This window comes from Ruegeria sp. K3, from assembly GCF_056531845.1.
Window position 1 is genome coordinate 47,425 of the sequence record NZ_JBQFMM010000007.1, and the last position, 18,584, is coordinate 66,008.

Genomic DNA, 18,584 nt, shown 5'->3' on the forward strand with positions numbered 1-18,584 from the left:
GTCTGTGCCCGGCTATATGAGCCGGGTTTGAATATTCAGCGCAAAAGGACCGGATATGGCCAACGTGGTTGTTGTCGGCGCCCAGTGGGGCGACGAAGGAAAAGGCAAGATCGTCGACTGGCTCAGTGAGCGAGCGGATGTGATCGCGCGTTTTCAGGGTGGACATAATGCCGGGCACACGCTGGTCATTGAGGGTGAGGTTTACAAACTGCATGCGCTACCTTCGGGCGTCGTACGCGGTGGAAAGCTGAGCGTGATCGGTAATGGGGTCGTTCTGGACCCTTGGCACCTGATCAAAGAGATCGGTACCATCCGCGCGCAGGGTGTCGATATCACGCCCGAGACGCTGATGATTGCCGAGAACACCCCGCTGATCCTACCGTTCCATGGCGAGCTGGATCGTGCGCGCGAAAGCCAGAACTCGGTGGCCAAGATCGGCACGACCGGTCGCGGGATCGGTCCATGCTATGAAGACAAGGTTGGTCGGCGTGTAATCCGGGTGGCTGATCTGGCTGATGATGCGACGCTGGCGCTGCGGGTCGATCGGGCCTTGGTCCATCACAATGCGCTGCGCAATGGGCTGGGGTTGGAACCTATTGATCGTGACGCGTTGATTGCGCAGTTGAAAGAGATCGCGCCGCAGATTTTGCCTTTCGCAGCACCGGTGTGGAAGGTGCTGAACGAGAAGCGCAAGGCAGGCAAGCGAATCCTGTTCGAAGGCGCACAGGGTGCGCTGCTGGATATCGATTTCGGGACCTATCCATTTGTGACATCGTCGAATGTGATTGCGGGCCAGGCCTCGACAGGCGTTGGGATTGGGCCGGGTTCGATCGACTTCGTTTTGGGCATCGTCAAGGCGTACACGACCCGCGTGGGTGAGGGGCCTTTCCCAACCGAATTAGACGACGAAGATGGCCAGCGCCTGGGCGAACGGGGGCATGAGTTCGGCACCACGACGGGGCGCAAACGCCGTTGTGGTTGGTTCGATGCCTGTCTGGTACGCCAAACCTGCGCGACTAGCGGTGTGAACGGCATCTCCCTGACTAAGCTGGATGTGTTGGACGGGTTCGAGACGCTGAAAATTTGTGTCGGGTATGAGCTGGATGGCGATCGTCTGGACTATCTGCCGACCGCCGCCGACCAGCAAGCACGTTGCACGCCGATTTACGAAGAGATGCCGGGCTGGAGCGAATCCACCGAAGGCGCGCGCAGTTGGGCAGACTTGCCTGCGAACGCGATCAAATACGTGCGCCGCGTCGAGGAATTGATCGAATGTCCGGTCGCCCTTTTGTCCACCAGCCCGGAGCGGGAGGACACCATTCTGGTGACCGACCCGTTTGCAGATTGATGAGCAGCAACGACAAACCCGGCCTCAGCTATAAGGCACGTCGGCGGTGGTCATTGGTGCTGCTGCTGATCGGGCTCCCCATCTATATCGTTGCGGTTGTGACAATCGTGAACTGGCTGGATCGCCCGCCGATCTGGCTGGAACTTCTGGTATATGTCGCGCTTGGCATTGTCTGGGCGTTGCCGTTCAAATTTGTCTTCCGCGGGGTGGGCAAAGAGGACCCGGATCAAGATCAAAGCTAAGCCGCCCGATTGTCTTGGTGTCTTCTGCGTGGCACGATGTTTGCGACTTTCTTTCGCGGCAACCAGAGGCAGATAGGGCATGAAAAACCGGGTATTAGCGGCGGTTACCACAACATGTATCGCGAGCAGCGCTCAGGCCGATGATTGGCGCTATACCATTGCGCCTTATTTCTGGGGGCCGGAATTCAGAACCTCACTGGACGTGGGACCAAACCCGCCGGTGAACGGGGATACCTCGATCTTCGACATTCTGAAGGGCGCGTTCCTGATCGCTGGTCAGGCCCGAAATGGGCGTTGGACCATTGGTGGTGAATTCAATTATCTCAATTTGGGTGACGATGTCTCGGTCGGTCGGTTTGACGATGCAGCCAGTTGGGATCTTGAGGGCACGATGGTCTCACTGGCGGCCAGCTATGCGGTCTATCAGGATGATCGGTCACGGTTGGAAGCGTTGGCCGGGCTGCGCCATTGGGACCTGGATGTTTCGACCACCGTGCTGGATCGCACCTTCAGCACAGATCAAAGCTGGACCGACCCGTTGATCGGCGCACGCTATAACTACGCGCTGAATGACCGCTGGAGCCTCACAGCGATGGGCAATATCGGCGGCTTCGGTTATGGCTCGGAATTCCAGTGGGAAGCGCTGGTGCAGGCTAGTTGGAAGTGGCGTGAGAATATCAACGTTGCGGGCGGGTATCGCCATCTGGATGTTGAGTTTGAAGACGGGCGCGATGTGATTGATCTGATCCTGACCGGCCCTTACGTGGCGCTGGCGTTCAACTTCTGAACTTAATTGGCTTTTTGGCTGCCAGCCACGGAACGAAAAAGGGCCAAAGTTTCCTCTGGCCCAATTTTGTCTTGAGGGGGTATTGGGGGATCTTGGTGTCAGCCAGCGGCACGCTCGTCGTCGTTCGGGCGGAACCCGATTTGGGTTGAGGCGGCGAAACGGCCACCTCCGGCCTTTTCGATCTTGCCGTCCCGCAGTAACTGACCGAATGAGCGCAAGCTTTCTTCGCGGTTGAACGAGTCCTGCTTGAGCGAGCGAACTTTGTTCATCAGCTGTGGACGCGAGAACTGCTCCTGACCTTCGATGAAGGACAGATAAGCCGCGGCAGCTTCCAGCAGGTCGAGTAGCGATTGGGCACCCTGTTCTTGCGCAAAGGCTGCAAAACCACCTTCTTCATCTGCAGATTCCTCGTCCGCTGAGGTGACACGGCGCGGTGTCACCGGGCCGGTGTCAGCCGTTTCGGTATCCACCCGCTGTTCAGCCACCAGTTTCAATGGTGCGGCAGCATCCGGGGTGGGGCGTTCACTGGTGACCTCGATCTCGGGTCGGCGTGGATTGACGACCGAGGCCAGATCACCGCGATAATCATCCTCGGGGGTCTGAGATTTGTCTGCGCCATCTTCGCGGTCTGCTTCGGTTGCAGCAACGGCAGTGCGCAGGTGAGAATATGTTTCGCGCTGACCGCTAGTGGCAGGATCATCCATATGGGCGCCCGCTTCGTCCATCAGGCGCGACACGTCCTGATCCAAACCCGTCATATCGGGCAGCTCAGCCGTCGTGTTTGCCGCCAGCTCGGATTCTACCAGCGCCATTTCGTCAAGCAGCAGCGCCTCATCCTCGGCCGAGATGACGCCATGGGCGAGGCCGGTAAGATCCGGTGATGTTTCATCTTCGTCGGTGTCGTCTTCGTCGGTGTCGTCCTGGCCATTCAGAATGTTTGACGGGCCTTCGTCTTCAGTTTCAGATTCGTCGTCGAGGTCCGAGAACAACACGTCCTTGTCCGTGACATCGGCCGACGGCTGTTCGGGCGCTTCGTCCTCGTCTTCAAATTCGGCAGTGATCGCCGGTGAGATGATCGGGGCTGCTTCGACTTCGTCCTGTTCGATAGCGGCAGGCGCGAGTGGTTCTTCGTCCTCAACCGGCAGCTCGGCGATCGTTGCCATTTGCTCGGATTCGGCAGGCTGTTCGACCTGCGGGGCCGTTGCCGGAGCGTCGTCCGCGGCCGTGTCTTCCAGATCGGCCGGGCTCAGCGCGCCGGACTCAAAAGCGGCAGAAATTGCATCGACCTTTGGCTTTACGGGCTGCAGATAGCTGACGTCTTCGTCTTCAGAGTATCCGGCAGGGGCAGCATCGGAATGCGAAACAACAGCCCGGATTCGCTGCAGCTTGGCTGCGATGCTGTCAGCGGCGGGGGCATCGTCGGATTGCGGAACAGACGGAGCAGGGGGAACAACATCCGCGACAGGCTGAACAGGTTCAGGTGTTGTGGCTGGCGCAATTGCAGCGGGGGTCGGTGCTGCAACCGGGGCGGCTTCCGTTGCGCGCAGCAACAGGCCGGTCTCGTTCTGGCTGGCTTCAACCTTCTGTGCGGCGTCCCGTTGTGCGATCCGGGTCAGCATCTCGGCGTCAGGCTGAGGGGGTTCCGATCCGAAGTATCGGTCATCCGCTGCAAGGTCCCGGAAATACTCGGCGATCGCCTTCATTGTTTCAAATGAATCGTCAAAGCCTTCGAGGGTGCACGAGAAGGTGCCGTATGAAACGGTGAGTACCTTGTTGTTCTGTACCATCAGACGCATGTCCTTTACAAACTACCAGGTCGACTACCAGACACTGCAGGGGCAACCGACTCGAAACTCTAGCCATGAAGCTATCATTTTGTGGTTTCATTATGTCCAAAACTGGAAAATATGGTCAATCTTGTGGAAAATGGGGCAATTGTTCGCTCTGGCGGGCCAATCGGGCTGTTTGGTGGGGGCGAAATCTGTTCAGAGGATGTGAATCTGGTGCTAAATCGCGTCAATTCTGCCGTTGCGGCGGATGGCGGTGCGGCTGCGTTGATTGATTCGGGACGGATGCCGGACGCAGTGATCGGCGATTTGGACTCGATTACGGCAGAATATCGGGCCCGGATTCCCAAGGATCGGTTGTTCCGGATATCCGAGCAGAACAGCACCGATTTTGACAAGGCGCTGCGCAATATGGATGCGCCTGTGGTGCTGGCAGCAGGATTTCTGGGCGCGCGGGTGGATCATCAGTTGGTGGCGTTCAATACTCTGGTTCGGTTGCAGGATCGGCCTTGTGTCCTGTTGGGCGCACGAGAAATTGTCTTTCATACGCCACCCAGGATCAGTCTGGAGCTCACAGCAGGAGACACGGTTTCATTGTTTCCGCTGCGGCGGGTGACCGGGCGCAGCGAGGGGCTGGAATGGCCGATTGATGATCTGGTGCTAGAACCGGACGGGCAGGTCGGAACCTCAAACCGAGCGCTAGGCGCGCTAAAGCTTGAGGTCGATGGACCCGGGTTGCTGACGATCCTGCCGCGCGCGGCGTTGGATCAGGTCATGCAGGCGTTTCAGTCGGGCCGGACCGAGCGTTGGCCCGCTCGTGCAGGATAACGTAGAGCCCGGCGGCGATGGTGATGCCGATGCCCAGCGCGGCCAGCCCGTTTGGCAGATCGTGGAAGATCAGCCAGCCGATCAGGGTGGCGACCGGAATCTCTAGATATTGCATCGGGGCCAGAGTCGCAGACGGCGCATAGCGCAGAGACCATGTCATAAGTAGATGCGCCACGGTGCCCAGCACACCGATCCCCAGCAGCAGCCAGAGCGTCTCGGCCGTGGGCATCGTCAGGGACATTGCGGGCAGGCCGATTTGGGAACCCAGCAGGACAATCGGCAGCAAAAAGGCGGTTGCCATGGCCCCCGATACAGCCTGCAGCGCAACCGGGTCTGTTTCCTTGGCGATCTGCCGCGTAACCAACATGAACAGGGCGAAGACCACTGCGACGATCAAGGGCAACAAGGCAGGCGCGCCCACTTGTGCAAAGCTGGGTTGGATGACCAGCAAGGTGCCGATGAATCCCACGACACAGGCGACCAGACGTCGGGGGCCGACCTGTTCGCCCAGAACGTATTTGCCCAAAAGCAGCATGATGAAGGGCATTACAAAGGCGATGGCCACGGTATCGGCCAGCGGCATATATTGCAGCGCTGTGAACATCGCTGCGATCCCAATGATGTGCAGAAGGGTGCGGATCATCGTCAGGCGCAAAACGCGCGGCGTCATCTTCCATGGCTTGCCGGTCATCGCGATCAGTGGGATCAGGATCATCGCCTGAACAGCAAACCGCACCAGTACCAGCAGTCCCAAAGCTGTGGTTTCACCCAACAGCTTTGCCATCCCGTCACCCAGCGGTGCGAGCACGCAAAAGCCGAGCATCAATATGATGCCGAGAACGGGACGATCCTGAGTCATGTGCGCGACGCTAGCGGTTTCGCGGCAGAGGGGGAAGCTCTGATCTCAGGTGTCGGGCAGGGGTTGGACTTTGGTGTAATCCGGGCCGATGCAGGTGGGCAGGCCGTCACCAAGCTGCAGCCAGCTAAGCTTTTCCTCGTGCGCGACATGCAAGGTTGGGCTGAGTGCTTCGGGTTTTTCCAGCGTCGCCACATAGAGGTGCATAACATCCGACATCACAGTCGAGCGGAAGGAGATTGGCGTGCCGCAATGGGGGCAGAAACTGCGCTCGACTCCGGGGGAGGAGTTGAACCGTTTTGGCTGTTCCCCGGTCCAGCGCCAATTGCCGTCGCGCACCCCGAAATAGGTGGTCATCGGGGCCGCGCATTGGCGACGGCAGCTGTCGCAATGGCAGGTGACACAGGACAGAACCGGAGGGTCAACCTCGTATCCAATCTTGCCGCACAGGCAATGTCCGCGCATGTCACCCCACTTGTTCTTGCTGTCAGATCAGCAGTTCGGCACGTTGACGGCCAACCCGCCCAAAGATGTTTCCTTGTATTTCTCGTGCATATCCTCGCCGGTCTGGCGCATAGTTTCAATGGCCGCGTCCAAAGGCATAAAGTGCTTGCCGTCGCCACGCAGGGCCAGCGAGGCCGCCGAGACGGCCTTGATCGCGCCCAATCCGTTACGCTCGATACACGGCACCTGCACAAGGCCCGCGACTGGGTCGCAGGTCATGCCAAGGTGATGTTCCAACGCGATCTCGGCGGCGTTTTCAACCTGCTCAGGCGTACCGCCCATCACGGCGCACATGCCTGCCGCAGCCATGGCTGACGCGCTGCCAACCTCGGCCTGACAGCCCGCTTCAGCGCCCGAGATCGAAGCGTTGAACTTGACCAGACCACCGATGGCGGCGGCGGTCAGCAGGAAATCCTCGATATGGCTTTCGGACGCGCCGGGCACGTGATCGAGGTAATAGCGCAGAACTGATGGCAGCACGCCTGCCGCGCCATTTGTAGGGGCGGTGACAACCTGCCCACCGGCTGCGTTTTCCTCGTTCACGGCCATGGCGTAAACGCTCATCCAGTCGTTGATCGTATGCGGGGCATTCAGGTTCATGCCGCGTTCTGCCAGAAGGGCATCGTGAATGCCTTTGGCGCGGCGGCGCACGCTGAGACCACCGGGCAGGATGCCATCCGTTTTTAGCCCACGCTCGATGCAGTCATTCATGACCTGCCAAAGACGCGCGGTGCCTTTGGCAAAGCTATCCGCGCAACCGCGCGCGATCTCATTTTCGCGCTTCATTTGAGCGATGCTTTTACCGTTGTCTTTGGCCATTTGCAGCATTTCGGCGGCGGATTTGAACGGGAAGGGCACAGGCGCACCATCGTCAGTTGCCTTGCCTTCGGCCAATTCCTCTTCCGTAAGAACAAATCCTCCACCGATGGAGTAGTAGACCTGACGCAGGATGACATCGCCTTGTGCGTCAGTGGCCATCAGGATCATACCATTGGCATGACCGGGCAGATTGTTGTCGTAGTCGAAGATCAGATCGGCTTTGGGATCAAAGCTCAGCGTCGGCAGGCCTTCGGGTGTCACCGTATGGGATTCTGCGATAGCTGCCAGTGTGGCTTCGGCCTTGTCGTTGTCATAGGTGTCGGGCACAAACCCGGCGAGGCCCAGAATGGTAGCGCGGTCGGTGGCGTGGCCGACGCCGGTAAAGGCCAGCGAGCCGTGCAACGAGCCGCGCAGGCCCGAAAACTCGAACGGTGAGGCGCGCATCAGGTCAAGGAACCGTGCAGCGGCCACCATCGGACCCATGGTGTGGGAAGAAGATGGGCCGATGCCCACTTTGAACATATCGAAGACAGAGAGAAACATATCAGGTAGCTGAGCCTTCTGGAGGGTTGGCGTAGGTCGGCGAGGTGAAGGGAGTGACCCCCAGCCCCTCGGCGGCAATAGCTGCGCGGGTCGACGGGTTTGATTCTAGCTGCATCAGGATTTTTTGCAGATAAGGCGTGTCGGCGAGTTGATACCAGCTGCGGTCCGCCTTAGCGGGATAGAGCGCCATCCAGCGCATCATGCAGGACACATATATCGTCAGGACTGAAGGGTGATCAGCACTGAACCAGTCGGGCGCTTTTTGGGCTTGAGCATCCAGCAGATTCAGGTGCTGCCGCAGCCGCGGGCGGATGCCGGAGCGTAGTGTATCGGACTGATCAGCAGCGATGTATTTCTCGGCATAGAACAGCATTCGCAGATCGGCATGCAGGGTATTAGAGGCGAAGAATAGCCACTTCAGGAATGCCGCCCGATCAGGGCTGACCTGTGTCGGGGCCAATTGCCCATGCGTATCAGCCAGCCACAGCAGGATTGCGGCGGTCTCGAAGATCGGACCCTGGGGCGTCTCCAGCACCGGGATCAGCCCGTTCGGATTCAACGCCCGATACGCCGCACTATTCTGTGCATCGCGGGCGCGATCGACCAGTATGGTCTCATAGGGCAGGCCCATCTCTTCCAGCGCCAGTCGGATCACCAGCGAGGCGTTGTCGGGGGCGTAGTGCAGGCGGTATGGCGATTCCATGGCGACTATCTAGGGGGTCTGGCGATCACAATAGAGGCTGATTGCGACGTTTCCTATCGGAAACGCGTATTTCAGCGACATGTTAGCACAGGTATGAAGTGTTTTGCCTCTCGCAGTTGCGCGGGGCATTCCGTATAAGTCTGGCAGTATTCTTGGGGGAAGCTGCCATGACCAGAGACTTGTCGCCCATCGACAAAGCGAAATACGTTGCTGCCTGTCGCGCCGCCGATCTTGTTCAGGACGGGATGCGTGTGGGATTGGGGACAGGCTCGACCGCCGCGTGGTTTGTGCGCCGCCTGGGTGAACGGGTGCGCGATGGAGGGTTGAAAATCAAGGGCGTTCCGACGTCGACCGCGACGGCGCAATTGGCGCGGGAAGAAGGGATCGAGGTCGTCTCGCTGGATCAGGCCGGCTGGTTGGACCTGACAATCGACGGCGCGGATGAGTTTGATGGCGAGTTCAACCTGATCAAGGGCGGTGGTGCTGCGCTGTTGCAGGAAAAGATTGTGGCCACAGCCAGCGATCAGATGGTGGTGATCGCGGATGCAGGCAAAGAGGTTGAGACGCTGGGCGCATTCCCTCTGCCGGTCGAGGTGATCCCGTTCGGCTGGCAGACCACCCGCACCCTGATTGAAGAGGCGCTGGACACGATGGATGTGCTGGGCACCTCGGTCACTTTGCGCATGAACGGTGAGGCACCCAAGGTTACGGATGAGGGCAATCACATTCTGGACCTGCATCTCAAGCGGATCGGCAATGCCCGCCAACTGGCACTGGTGATGAATCAGATCCCGGGTGTGGTCGAAAATGGGCTGTTCATTGATATTTGCGACAAGGTTGTCATTGGTTATGGCGATGGCCGGGTCGAATTGCGTGATATCAATGAGGGTACAGTCCTGACCGATATGCTGGGCGACGGCGGGGACAACCTGTTTTCTGATCTGGCGGACTAAAGATCAGGCAGGTGGCGCGATAAACTGCAGAAGAAAAATCACTATTTCCCGCGTCAGGGGTTGGCAGTTCAGGATTTGCGCCCAGATATCCAGTGAATTTTGGACACGCGGAATAAAAGGAACTCGTACATGAGCTTTGACTATGATCTGTTCGTCATCGGAGGCGGCTCGGGCGGAGTTCGCGCGGCACGGGTGGCGGCGGGTGAAAACGGCGCCAAGGTGGCTCTGGCGGAAGAGGATCGTTACGGCGGAACCTGCGTGATCCGTGGCTGTGTACCCAAGAAGCTGATGGTTTTCGCTAGCGAGTTCGCGGATACGGTCGGGGACGCGCAGGCTTATGGCTGGGACATGCAGCCGGGTGCGTTCAACTGGAACACTTTCAAAGTTAAGCTGCACGCAGAGCTCGATCGGTTGGAAGGTATCTACCGCAATATCCTGAAGAACAATGGTGTCGAGAGTTTCGACCAGCGCGCCCATGTCGTTGATCCGCATACGGTGGAACTGGCTGATGGTACCCGCAAGACAGCCAAGCATATTCTTGTCGCAACGGGCGGTCGTCCGGTTGTACCCGAGTTCCCCGGATCTGATCTTGCGATCACCTCGAATGAGATTTTCCACCTGGAGGAACTGCCCGAATCCATGCTGATCGTTGGCGGTGGATATATCGCCTGTGAATTTGCCGGGATCATGAATGGGATGGGGGTCAAAACGACTCAGTTCTATCGCGGGGCGCAGATTCTGCGGGGCTTTGATGATGAGGCGCGCGGGCTGATCAGTGAAGAGATGTGCCAGAACGGGATCGACCTGCATCTGGGTACCAACGTGCTTGAGATGAAAAAGCAAGGCGACAAAATCTGGGTGAAGGCCACAAATGGCTCCGAGCAGCTATTCGACGTTGTGATGTATGCCACGGGCCGCGCGCCGAATGCGGATGATCTGGGGCTTGAGGCTTTGGGCGTCGCGCGCGGTCGCAAGGGTGAGATCATCGTGGATGAGTACAGCCAGACCGGCGTGCCCTCGATCTTTGCCATTGGCGATGTAACGGATCGGGTGAACCTGACCCCTGTGGCGATCCGCGAAGGCATGGCCTTTGTCGAGACCGTCTTTAAAGGCAATCCAACGCCCGTTGATCACGAACTGATCCCGACCGCGATCTTTACCCAGCCGGAAATGGGTACTGTGGGCCTCAGCGAGGAAGCGGCTGCGGAACAGGAACCGATTGAGGTTTATGCGACCTCATTCAAGCCCATGCAGAAGGCGTTTGCCGGAGGCACACAGCGCGTGCTGATGAAGCTGATCGTGTCGCAAGAGACGCGGAAAATCCTCGGCTGTCACATCGTTGCGCCGGGCGCGGGTGAGATGATCCAACTTGCCGGAATTGCCGTAAAGATGGGTGCCACCAAAGAAGATTTCGACCGTACGGTTGCAGTTCATCCGGTGATGGCCGAAGAACTGGTGACAATGCGGCAACCTGTGCGCACGGCTTGATTTGCAAGCGCGCGCACACACGTTACAAGGGAACCCGTGATCACACGGTCCAACACAAGGGAAAAGATACATATGGCGGGCAACAGCGGCGGCCCCTGGGGGGGCGGAGGCTCATCCGGAGGCGGAGGAAATCGGGGTAACAACGGGGATGGGCGCAAGCCCCCCGAAGGTGACGGCCCGCAGATCCCCGAGATCGATGAGCTGATGAAAAAGGGCCAGGAACAGCTGCGCGTCCTGATGGGCGGTCGTGGCGGCGGTGGCCGTGGTACAAATGGTTCGGGCGGCGGCGGTGGCCCCGCGTTTACCAAAGGGACCGTTGCGATCGGTCTGTTGGTTGCGGCAGGTCTGTGGGGGCTAGCAAGCTTTTATACAGTCAAACCCGAAGAACAATCTGTCGAACTGTTTCTGGGTGAGTTCTCGGCTGTCGGAAATCCGGGTCTGAACTTTGCGCCTTGGCCTTTTGTGACCGCCGAGGTCATTCCGGTCACCCGCGAACAGAACGAAGACATGGGCGGTGCCCGTGGCAGCGACGATGGTCTGATGCTGACCGGCGACGAGAATGTGGTCGATATCGACTATCAGGTTGTCTGGAACATCAATGACCCGGCGAAATTCCTGTTCAACCTGCGTGATCCGCGCCAGACAATCCGCGCCGTGTCTGAATCGGCGATGCGCGAGATTATTGCGCAGAGCGAACTTGCGCCGATCCTGAACCGGGATCGCGGTATCATTGCTGATCGCCTGCAGGAACTGATCCAAGAGACAATGGACAGCTACGATTCGGGTGTAAACATCGTTCGTGTGAACTTTGACAAGGCTGATCCACCGCAGGACGTGATTGCCGCGTTCCGCGACGTTCAGGCCGCCGCGCAGGAGCGTGACAGGTTGCAGAACGTCGCTGACGCCTATGCCAACCGCGTTCTCGCTGAGGCGCGTGGTGAAGCCGCGCAGGTACTGGAAGAGGCTGAAGCTTATCGTGCCCAGCAGATCAACGGTGCACAGGGTGAAGCCAGCCGCTTTAGCGCGGTTTTGGAGGAATATTCCAAAGCACCTGATGTGACCCGCAAACGTCTGTATCTGGAACGCATGGAGCAGGTGCTGGGTGATGTGGACAAGATCATTCTGGATGAAAACTCGACAGGATCGGGGCAGGGCGTTGTGCCTTATCTGCCGCTCAACGAGTTGCGCCGTAACCCTGCAGGGGAGAGCAACTGATGCGTAAGACAACGTTTATTCTGCCGATCATCTTTCTTGCGATAGTCGGTGTTCTGTCCTCGATCTTCATCGTGGACGAGCGTGAACGCGCTCTGGTTCTGCAATTTGGTCGCGTTGTTGCGGTTAAGGAAGATCCGGGGCTGGCATTCAAAATCCCGCTGATTCAGGAAGTGGTGCGGTATGACGACCGTATCCTGTCGATTGACGTTCAGCCGCTGGAAGTGACGCCTCTGGACGATCGTCGTCTGGTGGTCGATGCCTTCGCACGCTACCGGATTTCTGATCTGGAACAGTTCCGTCAGGCCGTTGGTGTCGGCGGTATCCCGGTTGCCGAGGATCGTCTGGACCGCATTCTGCGCGCCGAAACCCGCGAAGTGCTGGGTTCGGTTTCGTCCCGAGACATCCTGAGTTCGGATCGTGCCGCGCTGATGCTGCGTATCCGCAACAGCGCGATTGCACAGGCACGTGCGCTGGGCGTGAACGTAATCGACGTGCGTCTGAAGGCGACCGATCTGCCGCAGGCCAACCTTGAGGCGACTTTTGACCGGATGAAGGCGGAACGTGAACGTGAAGCGACCGACGAACGCGCCCGCGGTAACGAAGCCGCGCAGCGAGTGCGCGCGCAGGCCGACCGGACCGTGGTTGAACTGGTTTCCGACGCCAACCGTGAGGCCGAGATCATTCGCGGTGAGGCCGATGCCGAACGCAACGCGATCTTCGCCGAAGCCTATGGTGCCGATCCGGAATTCTTTGAATTCTACCGGTCGCTCACTGCTTACGAGAACGCTCTGCAAGGCAGCAACAGCTCGTTGATCCTGAGCCCGGACTCGGAGTTCTTCAACTACCTTGCTTCTCCGACCGGGCGTCGGGCACCGGCAGCTGCGGCCGCTGAGTGATGGGCATGATCCTTCTGGCCTTCGGGCTGGTACTGATTGTCGAGGGGCTGGCCTATGCGCTGGCCCCTTCGCTTATTGAACGCATGCTTGAGGCGCTGCGCGCGTTGCCGGAACAGGCGCGGCGGCTGGTCGGGCTGCTTTGTGTGGTCAGTGGGCTGGTGCTGCTGTGGGGCGCATATCAGGTCGGTTTTTGATGCGATGGTTTCACGCACCGGTGATTTCCCCGCGATCCCGAGTTGCGGGCCGGGACAAACTGACTACATTGGTTGCAAAGAAGGGCATCCGGGTGATGCCAACAGAGAATTAGTCAACAAGGAGACCCCAAGTGCAGGCTAAGGCGCGCAGTGTGTCCGTCCGACGGGACGATTTTGTTATGAAGATGCGGCTGATGTGGCTGACCTTAGTGGGGGTGCTGCTGGTTTTGGCTCAATCTGTGTCCGCGCAGGCGCGGGGTGATAGCCTGGCGCCGCTGGCTGAACAGATTAGCCCTGCGGTGGTCAATATCACCACGTCGACGCTGATCGAAGGCCAGACTGGCCCGCAAGGGATCGTGCCTGAGGGCTCACCATTCGAAGACTTTTTCCGAGAGTTTCAGGATCGCAATGGCGGGGACAATGAAAATCGTCCACGTCGCAGCAATGCGCTGGGCTCGGGCTTCGTGATCTCGGAAGACGGCTATATCGTCACCAACAATCACGTGATTGCCGAAGCCGATGAGATATTGGTCGAGTTTTTTCCCGGTGATGGCCAGCCCGCGAAAGATTTGGTTGCCAAGGTAATCGGCCGGGACGAAAAGACCGACATCGCGCTGCTGAAAGTCGAGGCGGAAGGGCCGCTGAAATACGTGCAGTTCGGTGACAGCGACATTGCCCGCGTGGGCGATTGGGTGATCGCGATGGGGAACCCGCTGGGGCAAGGCTTTTCGGTGTCAGCAGGGATTATCTCGGCCCGGAATCGGGCACTGAGCGGGTCATATGATGACTACATCCAGACCGATGCTGCGATCAACCGGGGCAACTCGGGTGGGCCGCTGTTCAACATGAATGGCGAGGTGATCGGCGTAAATACTGCGATCCTGTCGCCCAATGGCGGCTCGATCGGGATTGGTTTCTCGATGGCTTCGAACGTGGTGATCAAGGTCGTTGATCAACTGCGTGAGTTCGGGGAGACCCGCCGCGGTTGGCTGGGTGTGCGCATTCAGGACGTGACCGAGGATATGGCCGAGGCGATGGGGCTGGACAAACCCGGAGGTGCGTTGATCAGCGATGTACCGGACGGCCCGGCAAAAGAAGCGGGCCTGCTGGCCGGAGACGTGATCATCAGCTTTGATGGCGTCGAGGTCGAGGATACACGCGGCCTTGTGCGGCAGGTGGGAGAGACCACCGTTGGCAAATCTGTGCGTGTGGTCGTGCACCGTGATGGAGGCACCCAGACCGTGCTGGTGACGCTGGGCCGCCGCGAAGACGCCGAACGTGCCGAGAACGGCGAAGAGCCGGAAGCCGAAACGCCGACGGAGGAAGACAAGGATATTCTTGGCCTGACCATCGCTCCGCTGGGGGATAGCCAGCGCGAGGAATTGGGTCTGGATGCCGACGCCGAAGGATTGTTGGTGACCAATGTTGATGAATCCTCGGAAGCCTTTGAAAAGGGTCTGCGCGCCGGTGATCTTATCACTGAGGCGGGGCAGCAGAAGGTGACTTCGATCACTGATCTGGAGACGCGGATGGATGAGGCGCGTGAAGCAGGACGCAAATCTCTGTTGCTGCTGGTGCGGCGGGGCGGGGAACCCCGGTTCGTAGCGCTGAGCCTAGAATAATAAACTCAGCGAACAGATCTGAAATTAGAAGGTCGGGATATTTTCCCGGCCTTTTTCATACTTTGTAAAGAAAAAAGCCATATGCCGGGGAAGGCATATGGCTCTGTACAGGGAGAGGTCGGTGGACAGATATCGGGGATGATAAAACCGACCTCCTACGGTAACGGGATTGACCTTAGGGCAATCTTAAAGCTGCGTATGTGAAGCGGATCACATCTGTGCCGAAAATTTAGATTAAATCGGATTCGGCCAGTTGCCGCAGCGCGTCAAAGTCGTGGATCTGCAGCCCGCCGCGCGAAGCTTCGACGACATTGTCGCGTTTCCATGTCGAAATGGTCTTTGACACTGCCTCACGCGTCGCACCGACAAATTCGGCCAATTCGCTCTGCGAAAGCGTGATACGTGCCGTTGGGCTGTCCTGTTGTCCTGCCAGGTGCAAAAGCTTGCGCGCCAGTCGGATCGGCATCGGCAGGAATACCTGCTCGTTCAATTGAGCGCCCATATAACGCATGCGAAGACCGGCCAAGCGGATCAGATCCACCGCAAGGTCAGGATGTTCCCGGATCTGCGCCATCATGTCTTTCTGGCGAACGCGCAGGACTTTGGAGGGCTCAGCTGCTGTTACGGTTGCGGTGCGGGGACCGCTGTCGAACAACGCGATTTCCCCGAACACCTCACCTGGGCGCATCATGCTGAGAGACAGCTTGCGCCCGCTCGACGCAAGAAATGACACTTCGAGCGCACCGGAAAGAATGGCATAGAGCGCATCGCCTTCATCGTCCTGCTCGAACAGGACATCGCCCCGATCCAATGTGACTTCGGTGGCCTGGGCTGCCAGCATGGTGCGCAGCTCTTCAGAGGCTTCGGACAGGAATCCACTGTTGGGAAATGCCATCATTCGGGCGCTGATCTCCGGGGTTGAGTGGTGCGGGTGGTGACCCAACTTTTCACAGCTTCAAGCTTAAGCCAAGAAATTTTGTTAGCTTGTTACGCTTGGGCAAGAACAGTTATTGCTTGTCGGGATCATCCATATAGCTTTGCAGCAGGTTGAACTGCATCATCAGAAACGCCATCAAGGCAATGGGAAAGCCGAAGGTTTCGATCTTGACCCATAGGTCCGTTGACATCGTGCGCCAGACCAATTCATTGGCTGCGGCCAGTACTGCGAAACAGGCACACAGACGCCGGGTGAGGATCATCCAGCCCTCGTGCTGCATGGGTAGCATCTCGTCCAGAACATATGCCAGGTAGGATTTCCCCTGCAAAAGCCCGATCCCGAGGATGGCGGAAAAGAAGCCATAGACCAGCGTTGTTTTCATCTTGAAAAACCGCTCATCATTGAACCACGCGGTGAGGCCGCCGAAGAAAATCACCATGAATGCGGTGAAAATCTGCATACGGCTGAGTTTGCCCGTCAGGTACCAGAGGATGCCCATGGCAGCCAGCATCAGCGGCACGAACAGGATGGTGGCGACGATGAACCCAGAATACTCGGTGCCGCCGATCACGAAATTGTCATCACGCAGGCGCAGGTAGATGAAGAAGAAGGCCAGTGGGGGGCCAAGTTCCAGTACCTGTTTGAGGAATGGGTTGATGTCTTTTTTCTGTGCCATGATTCCAACCTGCTGCTTACCCGCCCATTTCAACTATTACTGCGCCGAGTGCAATCAATGCCATCAACGCAATGCGTCTGGGGCCGACAGTTTCTTTCAGCACCAGCCAGCCGATGAGTGCTGCGAAAACGGTGGAGGTTTCGCGCAGGACCGCCGCCTCTCCGACCTTGTCCAGTCGCGTGGCCAGCATGATGGCACCGAAGGACATCGGCGCGATGATGCCGCCCGCGAACCCGCGAAGCATCAGAGGTCCAAGCGCGGGGCGGTGGATCATTGCGCGGTATCTGAGCGCAGCATAGATCGGCATCGCGGCCCCGTCGATCATGAAGAACCACGCAAGGAAGGTGAACGGATCGGCCGTAGCGCGGATACCGTAGGCATCATATGTCGTATAGAGCGCCACGAAGAGGCCCGTGACGACCGCCAGCACCAGCGCGATTTGCAGCGTATCACGATTGGCCTCAAGGTAGCGCAGGTTATAGGCGGCAAGGCCAAAGATGCCCGCGAGAAGCGTCGCCACTCCAAGCCATTGGATGGCAGAGAAGGTTTCACCGAACAAAAGATAGGCTCCGATCACGGTGAAGAGCGGGCCAGTACCGCGCACGACCGGATAGACAACGGTATAGGAGCCTTTGGTGTAGGCCATCGCCTGCAGCACCTTATAACCGATATGGATCAGCCAAACGACGCCAAAGATCGGCCACATGTAAGGTTCGGGCCATGGCACGATAAAGAAGGCGAATGGCATCGCCATAAGGCAGTAGCAGGCATCGATCGCCCCGCGCGACATCCACGGGTCGTGGCGACCTTTTTGCAGTGCACCGAAAACCGCATGCAGGAAGGCCGCCATCAGCGCGAGCGCGAGGGCGAGTTGGTGGCCTGCTTCGGTGCCTTCGAGGGAGATCAGCCAGTCGCTCAAATCGGGGCTTTCGCTTGGGCGGAGAGAGTGGGGGGCTGTCTGCCCCCCACGCCCCCCGAAGGTATTTTCGGCCAGATGAAGGGGCGGATCAGGATTGTAGGCCCGTCAGGGCGGCGGCGAATTCTTCGGGATCAAACGGGGCGAGGTCGTCGATTTGCTCACCGACACCAATGGCGTGGATCGGAAGGCCGAACCTGTCGGCGAGGGCGACCAGCACGCCGCCTTTGGCGGTTCCGTCCAGTTTGGTCATCACGAGGCCCGAGACATCGGCCAGTTTGCGGAAGGTTTCGACCTGACTGAGGGCGTTTTGCCCGGTGGTGGCGTCCAGCACCAGCAGAGTGTTGTGCGGTGCGGTGTCGTCAACCTTGCGGATGACGCGGACGATTTTGGCCAGCTCTTCCATCAGGTCGGCGCGGTTTTGCAGGCGGCCTGCTGTGTCGATCATCAGCAGGTCGGCACCTTCGTTCTGCGCTTTGGTCAGCGCATCAAAGGCCAGCGAAGCAGGGTCGGAGCCTTCGGGGGCGGTGAGCACTGGAACGCCTGCGCGGTCACCCCAGACCTGCAGCTGCTCGACGGCGGCGGCGCGGAATGTGTCTCCGGCGGCGATGACGACTTTCTTGCCGGCGGCTTTGAACTGGCTGGCAAGCTTACCGATTGTCGTAGTTTTGCCCGAACCGTTGACGCCAACAACCAGCACCACTTGCGGGCGTTTGGGGTAGATCGGCATTGGTTTGGCCACGGGTTCCATCACGCGGGCAACCTCCTGCGCCAGCAGCTGTTTGATTTCCTGGGTCGAGAGTTTGCGACCAAAGCGGCCCTCGGCCATGTTGGACGTAACGCGCAAGGCGGTGTCGACGCCCATATCCGAGGCGATCAGAAGCTCTTCGAGTTGCTCCAGCATGTCGTCATCCAGCGTGCGGCGGACAACGGTCTTGGATTCATTTCGGCCGAACAGGCGACCCATCAAACCCTTGGATTCTGGAACCTCTGGGGGTGGAGGCGCCGGTGTGGGATCAGCCGGGATCGGAGCGGGAGGCTCGACCGGTTGGGGCGCGGGCGTGGGTTCCGGCACTTCGGGAACCGGTTGCGGTTCGGGCTCAGGTTCGGGGATCACCGGATCAGGATTTGGGGTTTCCTCGCCGCCATCCTCGACAATTGCATCCAGCCCCTCTTCGAGGCGCGATGAGGATTTGAACAGCTTGTCCTTGAGCTTTGAGAAAAACGCCATTTTTGATCTCCGCAGGTGTTCCCCTCACCTAATGTGGAT

19 protein-coding genes are annotated in these 18,584 nt (G+C 58.8%); 10 read left to right on the forward strand and 9 right to left on the reverse strand.

The window, feature by feature from the left end:
* Nucleotides 1-55: 55 nt before the first annotated feature.
* The 3 genes from ACR0MP_RS13505 (at nucleotide 56) to ACR0MP_RS13515 (ending at nucleotide 2,377) form a co-directional block, all read left to right on the forward strand.
* Nucleotides 56-1,348 (forward strand): adenylosuccinate synthase, encoded by a 1,293-nt coding sequence (locus ACR0MP_RS13505; RefSeq protein WP_170393577.1) that lies wholly within the window; start codon nucleotides 56-58, stop codon nucleotides 1,346-1,348.
* Nucleotides 1,348-1,590 carry a DUF2842 domain-containing protein gene (locus ACR0MP_RS13510; protein WP_170393574.1) on the forward strand — a complete coding sequence of 81 codons (243 nt, stop codon included), beginning with the start codon at nucleotides 1,348-1,350 and terminating at the stop codon, nucleotides 1,588-1,590. The genes ACR0MP_RS13505 and ACR0MP_RS13510 overlap by 1 nt, the downstream gene beginning before the upstream one ends.
* Nucleotides 1,591-1,669: 79 nt before the next feature.
* Nucleotides 1,670-2,377: a YfaZ family protein gene (locus ACR0MP_RS13515; protein WP_170404917.1), complete on the forward strand. Its 708-nt coding sequence runs from the start codon at nucleotides 1,670-1,672 to the stop codon at nucleotides 2,375-2,377.
* 98 nt (nucleotides 2,378-2,475) lie between these two features.
* On the opposite strand, the gene ACR0MP_RS13520 is transcribed toward ACR0MP_RS13515, so the two are convergent.
* Nucleotides 2,476-4,164 (reverse strand): hypothetical protein, encoded by a 1,689-nt coding sequence (locus tag ACR0MP_RS13520; protein WP_170404920.1) that lies wholly within the window; start codon nucleotides 4,162-4,164, stop codon nucleotides 2,476-2,478.
* A gap of 120 nt (nucleotides 4,165-4,284) precedes the next feature.
* Here ACR0MP_RS13520 and ACR0MP_RS13525 point away from each other — a divergent pair, with 120 nt between their 5' ends.
* Entirely contained in the window at nucleotides 4,285-4,992 is a 708-nt protein-coding gene (locus ACR0MP_RS13525) for a thiamine diphosphokinase (RefSeq protein ID WP_170404923.1), read from the forward strand.
* Here the strand turns inward: ACR0MP_RS13525 and ACR0MP_RS13530 are convergent.
* Genes ACR0MP_RS13530 through ACR0MP_RS13545 form a run of 4 tightly spaced genes read right to left on the reverse strand, consistent with a single transcriptional unit; the run spans nucleotide 4,937 to nucleotide 8,417 of the window.
* Nucleotides 4,937-5,851 (reverse strand): DMT family transporter, encoded by a 915-nt coding sequence (locus ACR0MP_RS13530; RefSeq protein ID WP_170404926.1) that lies wholly within the window; start codon nucleotides 5,849-5,851, stop codon nucleotides 4,937-4,939. The two genes, ACR0MP_RS13525 and ACR0MP_RS13530, sit on opposite strands and share 56 nt — an antisense overlap.
* Nucleotides 5,852-5,896: 45 nt before the next feature.
* Nucleotides 5,897-6,313, reverse strand: a complete 417-nt coding sequence (locus ACR0MP_RS13535; protein ID WP_170404929.1) for a GFA family protein — start codon at nucleotides 6,311-6,313, stop codon at nucleotides 5,897-5,899.
* 27 nt (nucleotides 6,314-6,340) lie between these two features.
* A complete protein-coding gene (locus ACR0MP_RS13540; protein ID WP_480886126.1) occupies nucleotides 6,341-7,714 on the reverse strand; it encodes an L-serine ammonia-lyase in 1,374 nt (457 codons plus the stop codon).
* 1 nt (nucleotide 7,715) lies between these two features.
* Nucleotides 7,716-8,417 (reverse strand): glutathione S-transferase family protein, encoded by a 702-nt coding sequence (locus ACR0MP_RS13545; RefSeq protein WP_170404933.1) that lies wholly within the window; start codon nucleotides 8,415-8,417, stop codon nucleotides 7,716-7,718.
* A gap of 167 nt (nucleotides 8,418-8,584) precedes the next feature.
* Between ACR0MP_RS13545 and rpiA the strand changes: the two genes are divergently transcribed.
* The 6 genes from rpiA to ACR0MP_RS13575 all read left to right on the forward strand — a co-directional run bounded on the left by rpiA (nucleotide 8,585) and on the right by ACR0MP_RS13575 (nucleotide 14,785).
* Complete coding sequence (gene rpiA, locus ACR0MP_RS13550; protein ID WP_480886124.1) at nucleotides 8,585-9,370, forward strand: ribose-5-phosphate isomerase RpiA; 786 nt, start codon at nucleotides 8,585-8,587, stop codon at nucleotides 9,368-9,370.
* Nucleotides 9,371-9,499: 129 nt separating this feature from the next.
* Entirely contained in the window at nucleotides 9,500-10,858 is a 1,359-nt protein-coding gene (gor, locus tag ACR0MP_RS13555; RefSeq protein ID WP_170393558.1) for a glutathione-disulfide reductase, read from the forward strand.
* Between the two features lie 72 nt (nucleotides 10,859-10,930).
* The gene (gene hflK / locus ACR0MP_RS13560) at nucleotides 10,931-12,073 is read left to right on the forward strand and encodes an FtsH protease activity modulator HflK (protein ID WP_170393723.1); all 1,143 of its coding nucleotides are present in this window, start codon (nucleotides 10,931-10,933) and stop codon (nucleotides 12,071-12,073) included.
* A complete protein-coding gene (gene hflC, locus ACR0MP_RS13565; protein WP_170393556.1) occupies nucleotides 12,073-12,969 on the forward strand; it encodes a protease modulator HflC in 897 nt (298 codons plus the stop codon). The genes hflK and hflC overlap by 1 nt, the downstream gene beginning before the upstream one ends.
* On the forward strand, nucleotides 12,969-13,163 hold the full coding sequence (locus ACR0MP_RS13570; RefSeq protein ID WP_170393554.1) for a DUF2065 domain-containing protein: 195 nt from the start codon (nucleotides 12,969-12,971) through the stop codon (nucleotides 13,161-13,163). The genes hflC and ACR0MP_RS13570 overlap by 1 nt, the downstream gene beginning before the upstream one ends.
* A gap of 179 nt (nucleotides 13,164-13,342) precedes the next feature.
* On the forward strand, nucleotides 13,343-14,785 hold the full coding sequence (locus ACR0MP_RS13575) for a Do family serine endopeptidase (RefSeq protein ID WP_480503421.1): 1,443 nt from the start codon (nucleotides 13,343-13,345) through the stop codon (nucleotides 14,783-14,785).
* Nucleotides 14,786-15,014: 229 nt separating this feature from the next.
* On the opposite strand, the gene ACR0MP_RS13580 is transcribed toward ACR0MP_RS13575, so the two are convergent.
* From ACR0MP_RS13580 to ftsY, 4 genes are all read right to left on the reverse strand, one after another.
* Nucleotides 15,015-15,683, reverse strand: coding sequence for a Crp/Fnr family transcriptional regulator (locus ACR0MP_RS13580; RefSeq protein ID WP_170393550.1), 669 nt, complete (start codon nucleotides 15,681-15,683; stop codon nucleotides 15,015-15,017).
* Nucleotides 15,684-15,792: 109 nt separating this feature from the next.
* Nucleotides 15,793-16,398 (reverse strand): inner membrane-spanning protein YciB, encoded by a 606-nt coding sequence (locus tag ACR0MP_RS13585; RefSeq protein ID WP_480886122.1) that lies wholly within the window; start codon nucleotides 16,396-16,398, stop codon nucleotides 15,793-15,795.
* Nucleotides 16,399-16,414: 16 nt separating this feature from the next.
* Nucleotides 16,415-17,317 (reverse strand): DMT family transporter, encoded by a 903-nt coding sequence (locus ACR0MP_RS13590; RefSeq protein WP_170404938.1) that lies wholly within the window; start codon nucleotides 17,315-17,317, stop codon nucleotides 16,415-16,417.
* Between the two features lie 88 nt (nucleotides 17,318-17,405).
* A complete protein-coding gene (gene ftsY, locus ACR0MP_RS13595; protein ID WP_170735315.1) occupies nucleotides 17,406-18,545 on the reverse strand; it encodes a signal recognition particle-docking protein FtsY in 1,140 nt (379 codons plus the stop codon).
* Nucleotides 18,546-18,584: the final 39 nt, after the last annotated feature.

Bases quoted from the DNA above. Each gene is read 5' to 3' on its own strand.
- ACR0MP_RS13505 (WP_170393577.1), top strand. From the start codon at position 56: ATGGCCAACGTGGTTGTTGTCGGCGCCCAGTGGGGCGACGAAGGAAAA.
- ACR0MP_RS13510 (WP_170393574.1), top strand. From the start codon at position 1,348: ATGAGCAGCAACGACAAACCCGGCCTCAGCTATAAGGCACGTCGGCGG.
- ACR0MP_RS13515 (WP_170404917.1), top strand. From the start codon at position 1,670: ATGAAAAACCGGGTATTAGCGGCGGTTACCACAACATGTATCGCGAGC.
- ACR0MP_RS13520 (WP_170404920.1), bottom strand. From the start codon at position 4,164: ATGGTACAGAACAACAAGGTACTCACCGTTTCATACGGCACCTTCTCG.
- ACR0MP_RS13525 (WP_170404923.1), top strand. From the start codon at position 4,285: ATGGTCAATCTTGTGGAAAATGGGGCAATTGTTCGCTCTGGCGGGCCA.
- ACR0MP_RS13530 (WP_170404926.1), bottom strand. From the start codon at position 5,851: ATGACTCAGGATCGTCCCGTTCTCGGCATCATATTGATGCTCGGCTTT.
- ACR0MP_RS13535 (WP_170404929.1), bottom strand. From the start codon at position 6,313: ATGCGCGGACATTGCCTGTGCGGCAAGATTGGATACGAGGTTGACCCT.
- ACR0MP_RS13540 (WP_480886126.1), bottom strand. From the start codon at position 7,714: ATGTTTCTCTCTGTCTTCGATATGTTCAAAGTGGGCATCGGCCCATCT.
- ACR0MP_RS13545 (WP_170404933.1), bottom strand. From the start codon at position 8,417: ATGGAATCGCCATACCGCCTGCACTACGCCCCCGACAACGCCTCGCTG.
- rpiA (WP_480886124.1), top strand. From the start codon at position 8,585: ATGACCAGAGACTTGTCGCCCATCGACAAAGCGAAATACGTTGCTGCC.
- gor (WP_170393558.1), top strand. From the start codon at position 9,500: ATGAGCTTTGACTATGATCTGTTCGTCATCGGAGGCGGCTCGGGCGGA.
- hflK (WP_170393723.1), top strand. From the start codon at position 10,931: ATGGCGGGCAACAGCGGCGGCCCCTGGGGGGGCGGAGGCTCATCCGGA.
- hflC (WP_170393556.1), top strand. From the start codon at position 12,073: ATGCGTAAGACAACGTTTATTCTGCCGATCATCTTTCTTGCGATAGTC.
- ACR0MP_RS13570 (WP_170393554.1), top strand. From the start codon at position 12,969: ATGGGCATGATCCTTCTGGCCTTCGGGCTGGTACTGATTGTCGAGGGG.
- ACR0MP_RS13575 (WP_480503421.1), top strand. From the start codon at position 13,343: ATGAAGATGCGGCTGATGTGGCTGACCTTAGTGGGGGTGCTGCTGGTT.
- ACR0MP_RS13580 (WP_170393550.1), bottom strand. From the start codon at position 15,683: ATGATGGCATTTCCCAACAGTGGATTCCTGTCCGAAGCCTCTGAAGAG.
- ACR0MP_RS13585 (WP_480886122.1), bottom strand. From the start codon at position 16,398: ATGGCACAGAAAAAAGACATCAACCCATTCCTCAAACAGGTACTGGAA.
- ftsY (WP_170735315.1), bottom strand. From the start codon at position 18,545: ATGGCGTTTTTCTCAAAGCTCAAGGACAAGCTGTTCAAATCCTCATCG.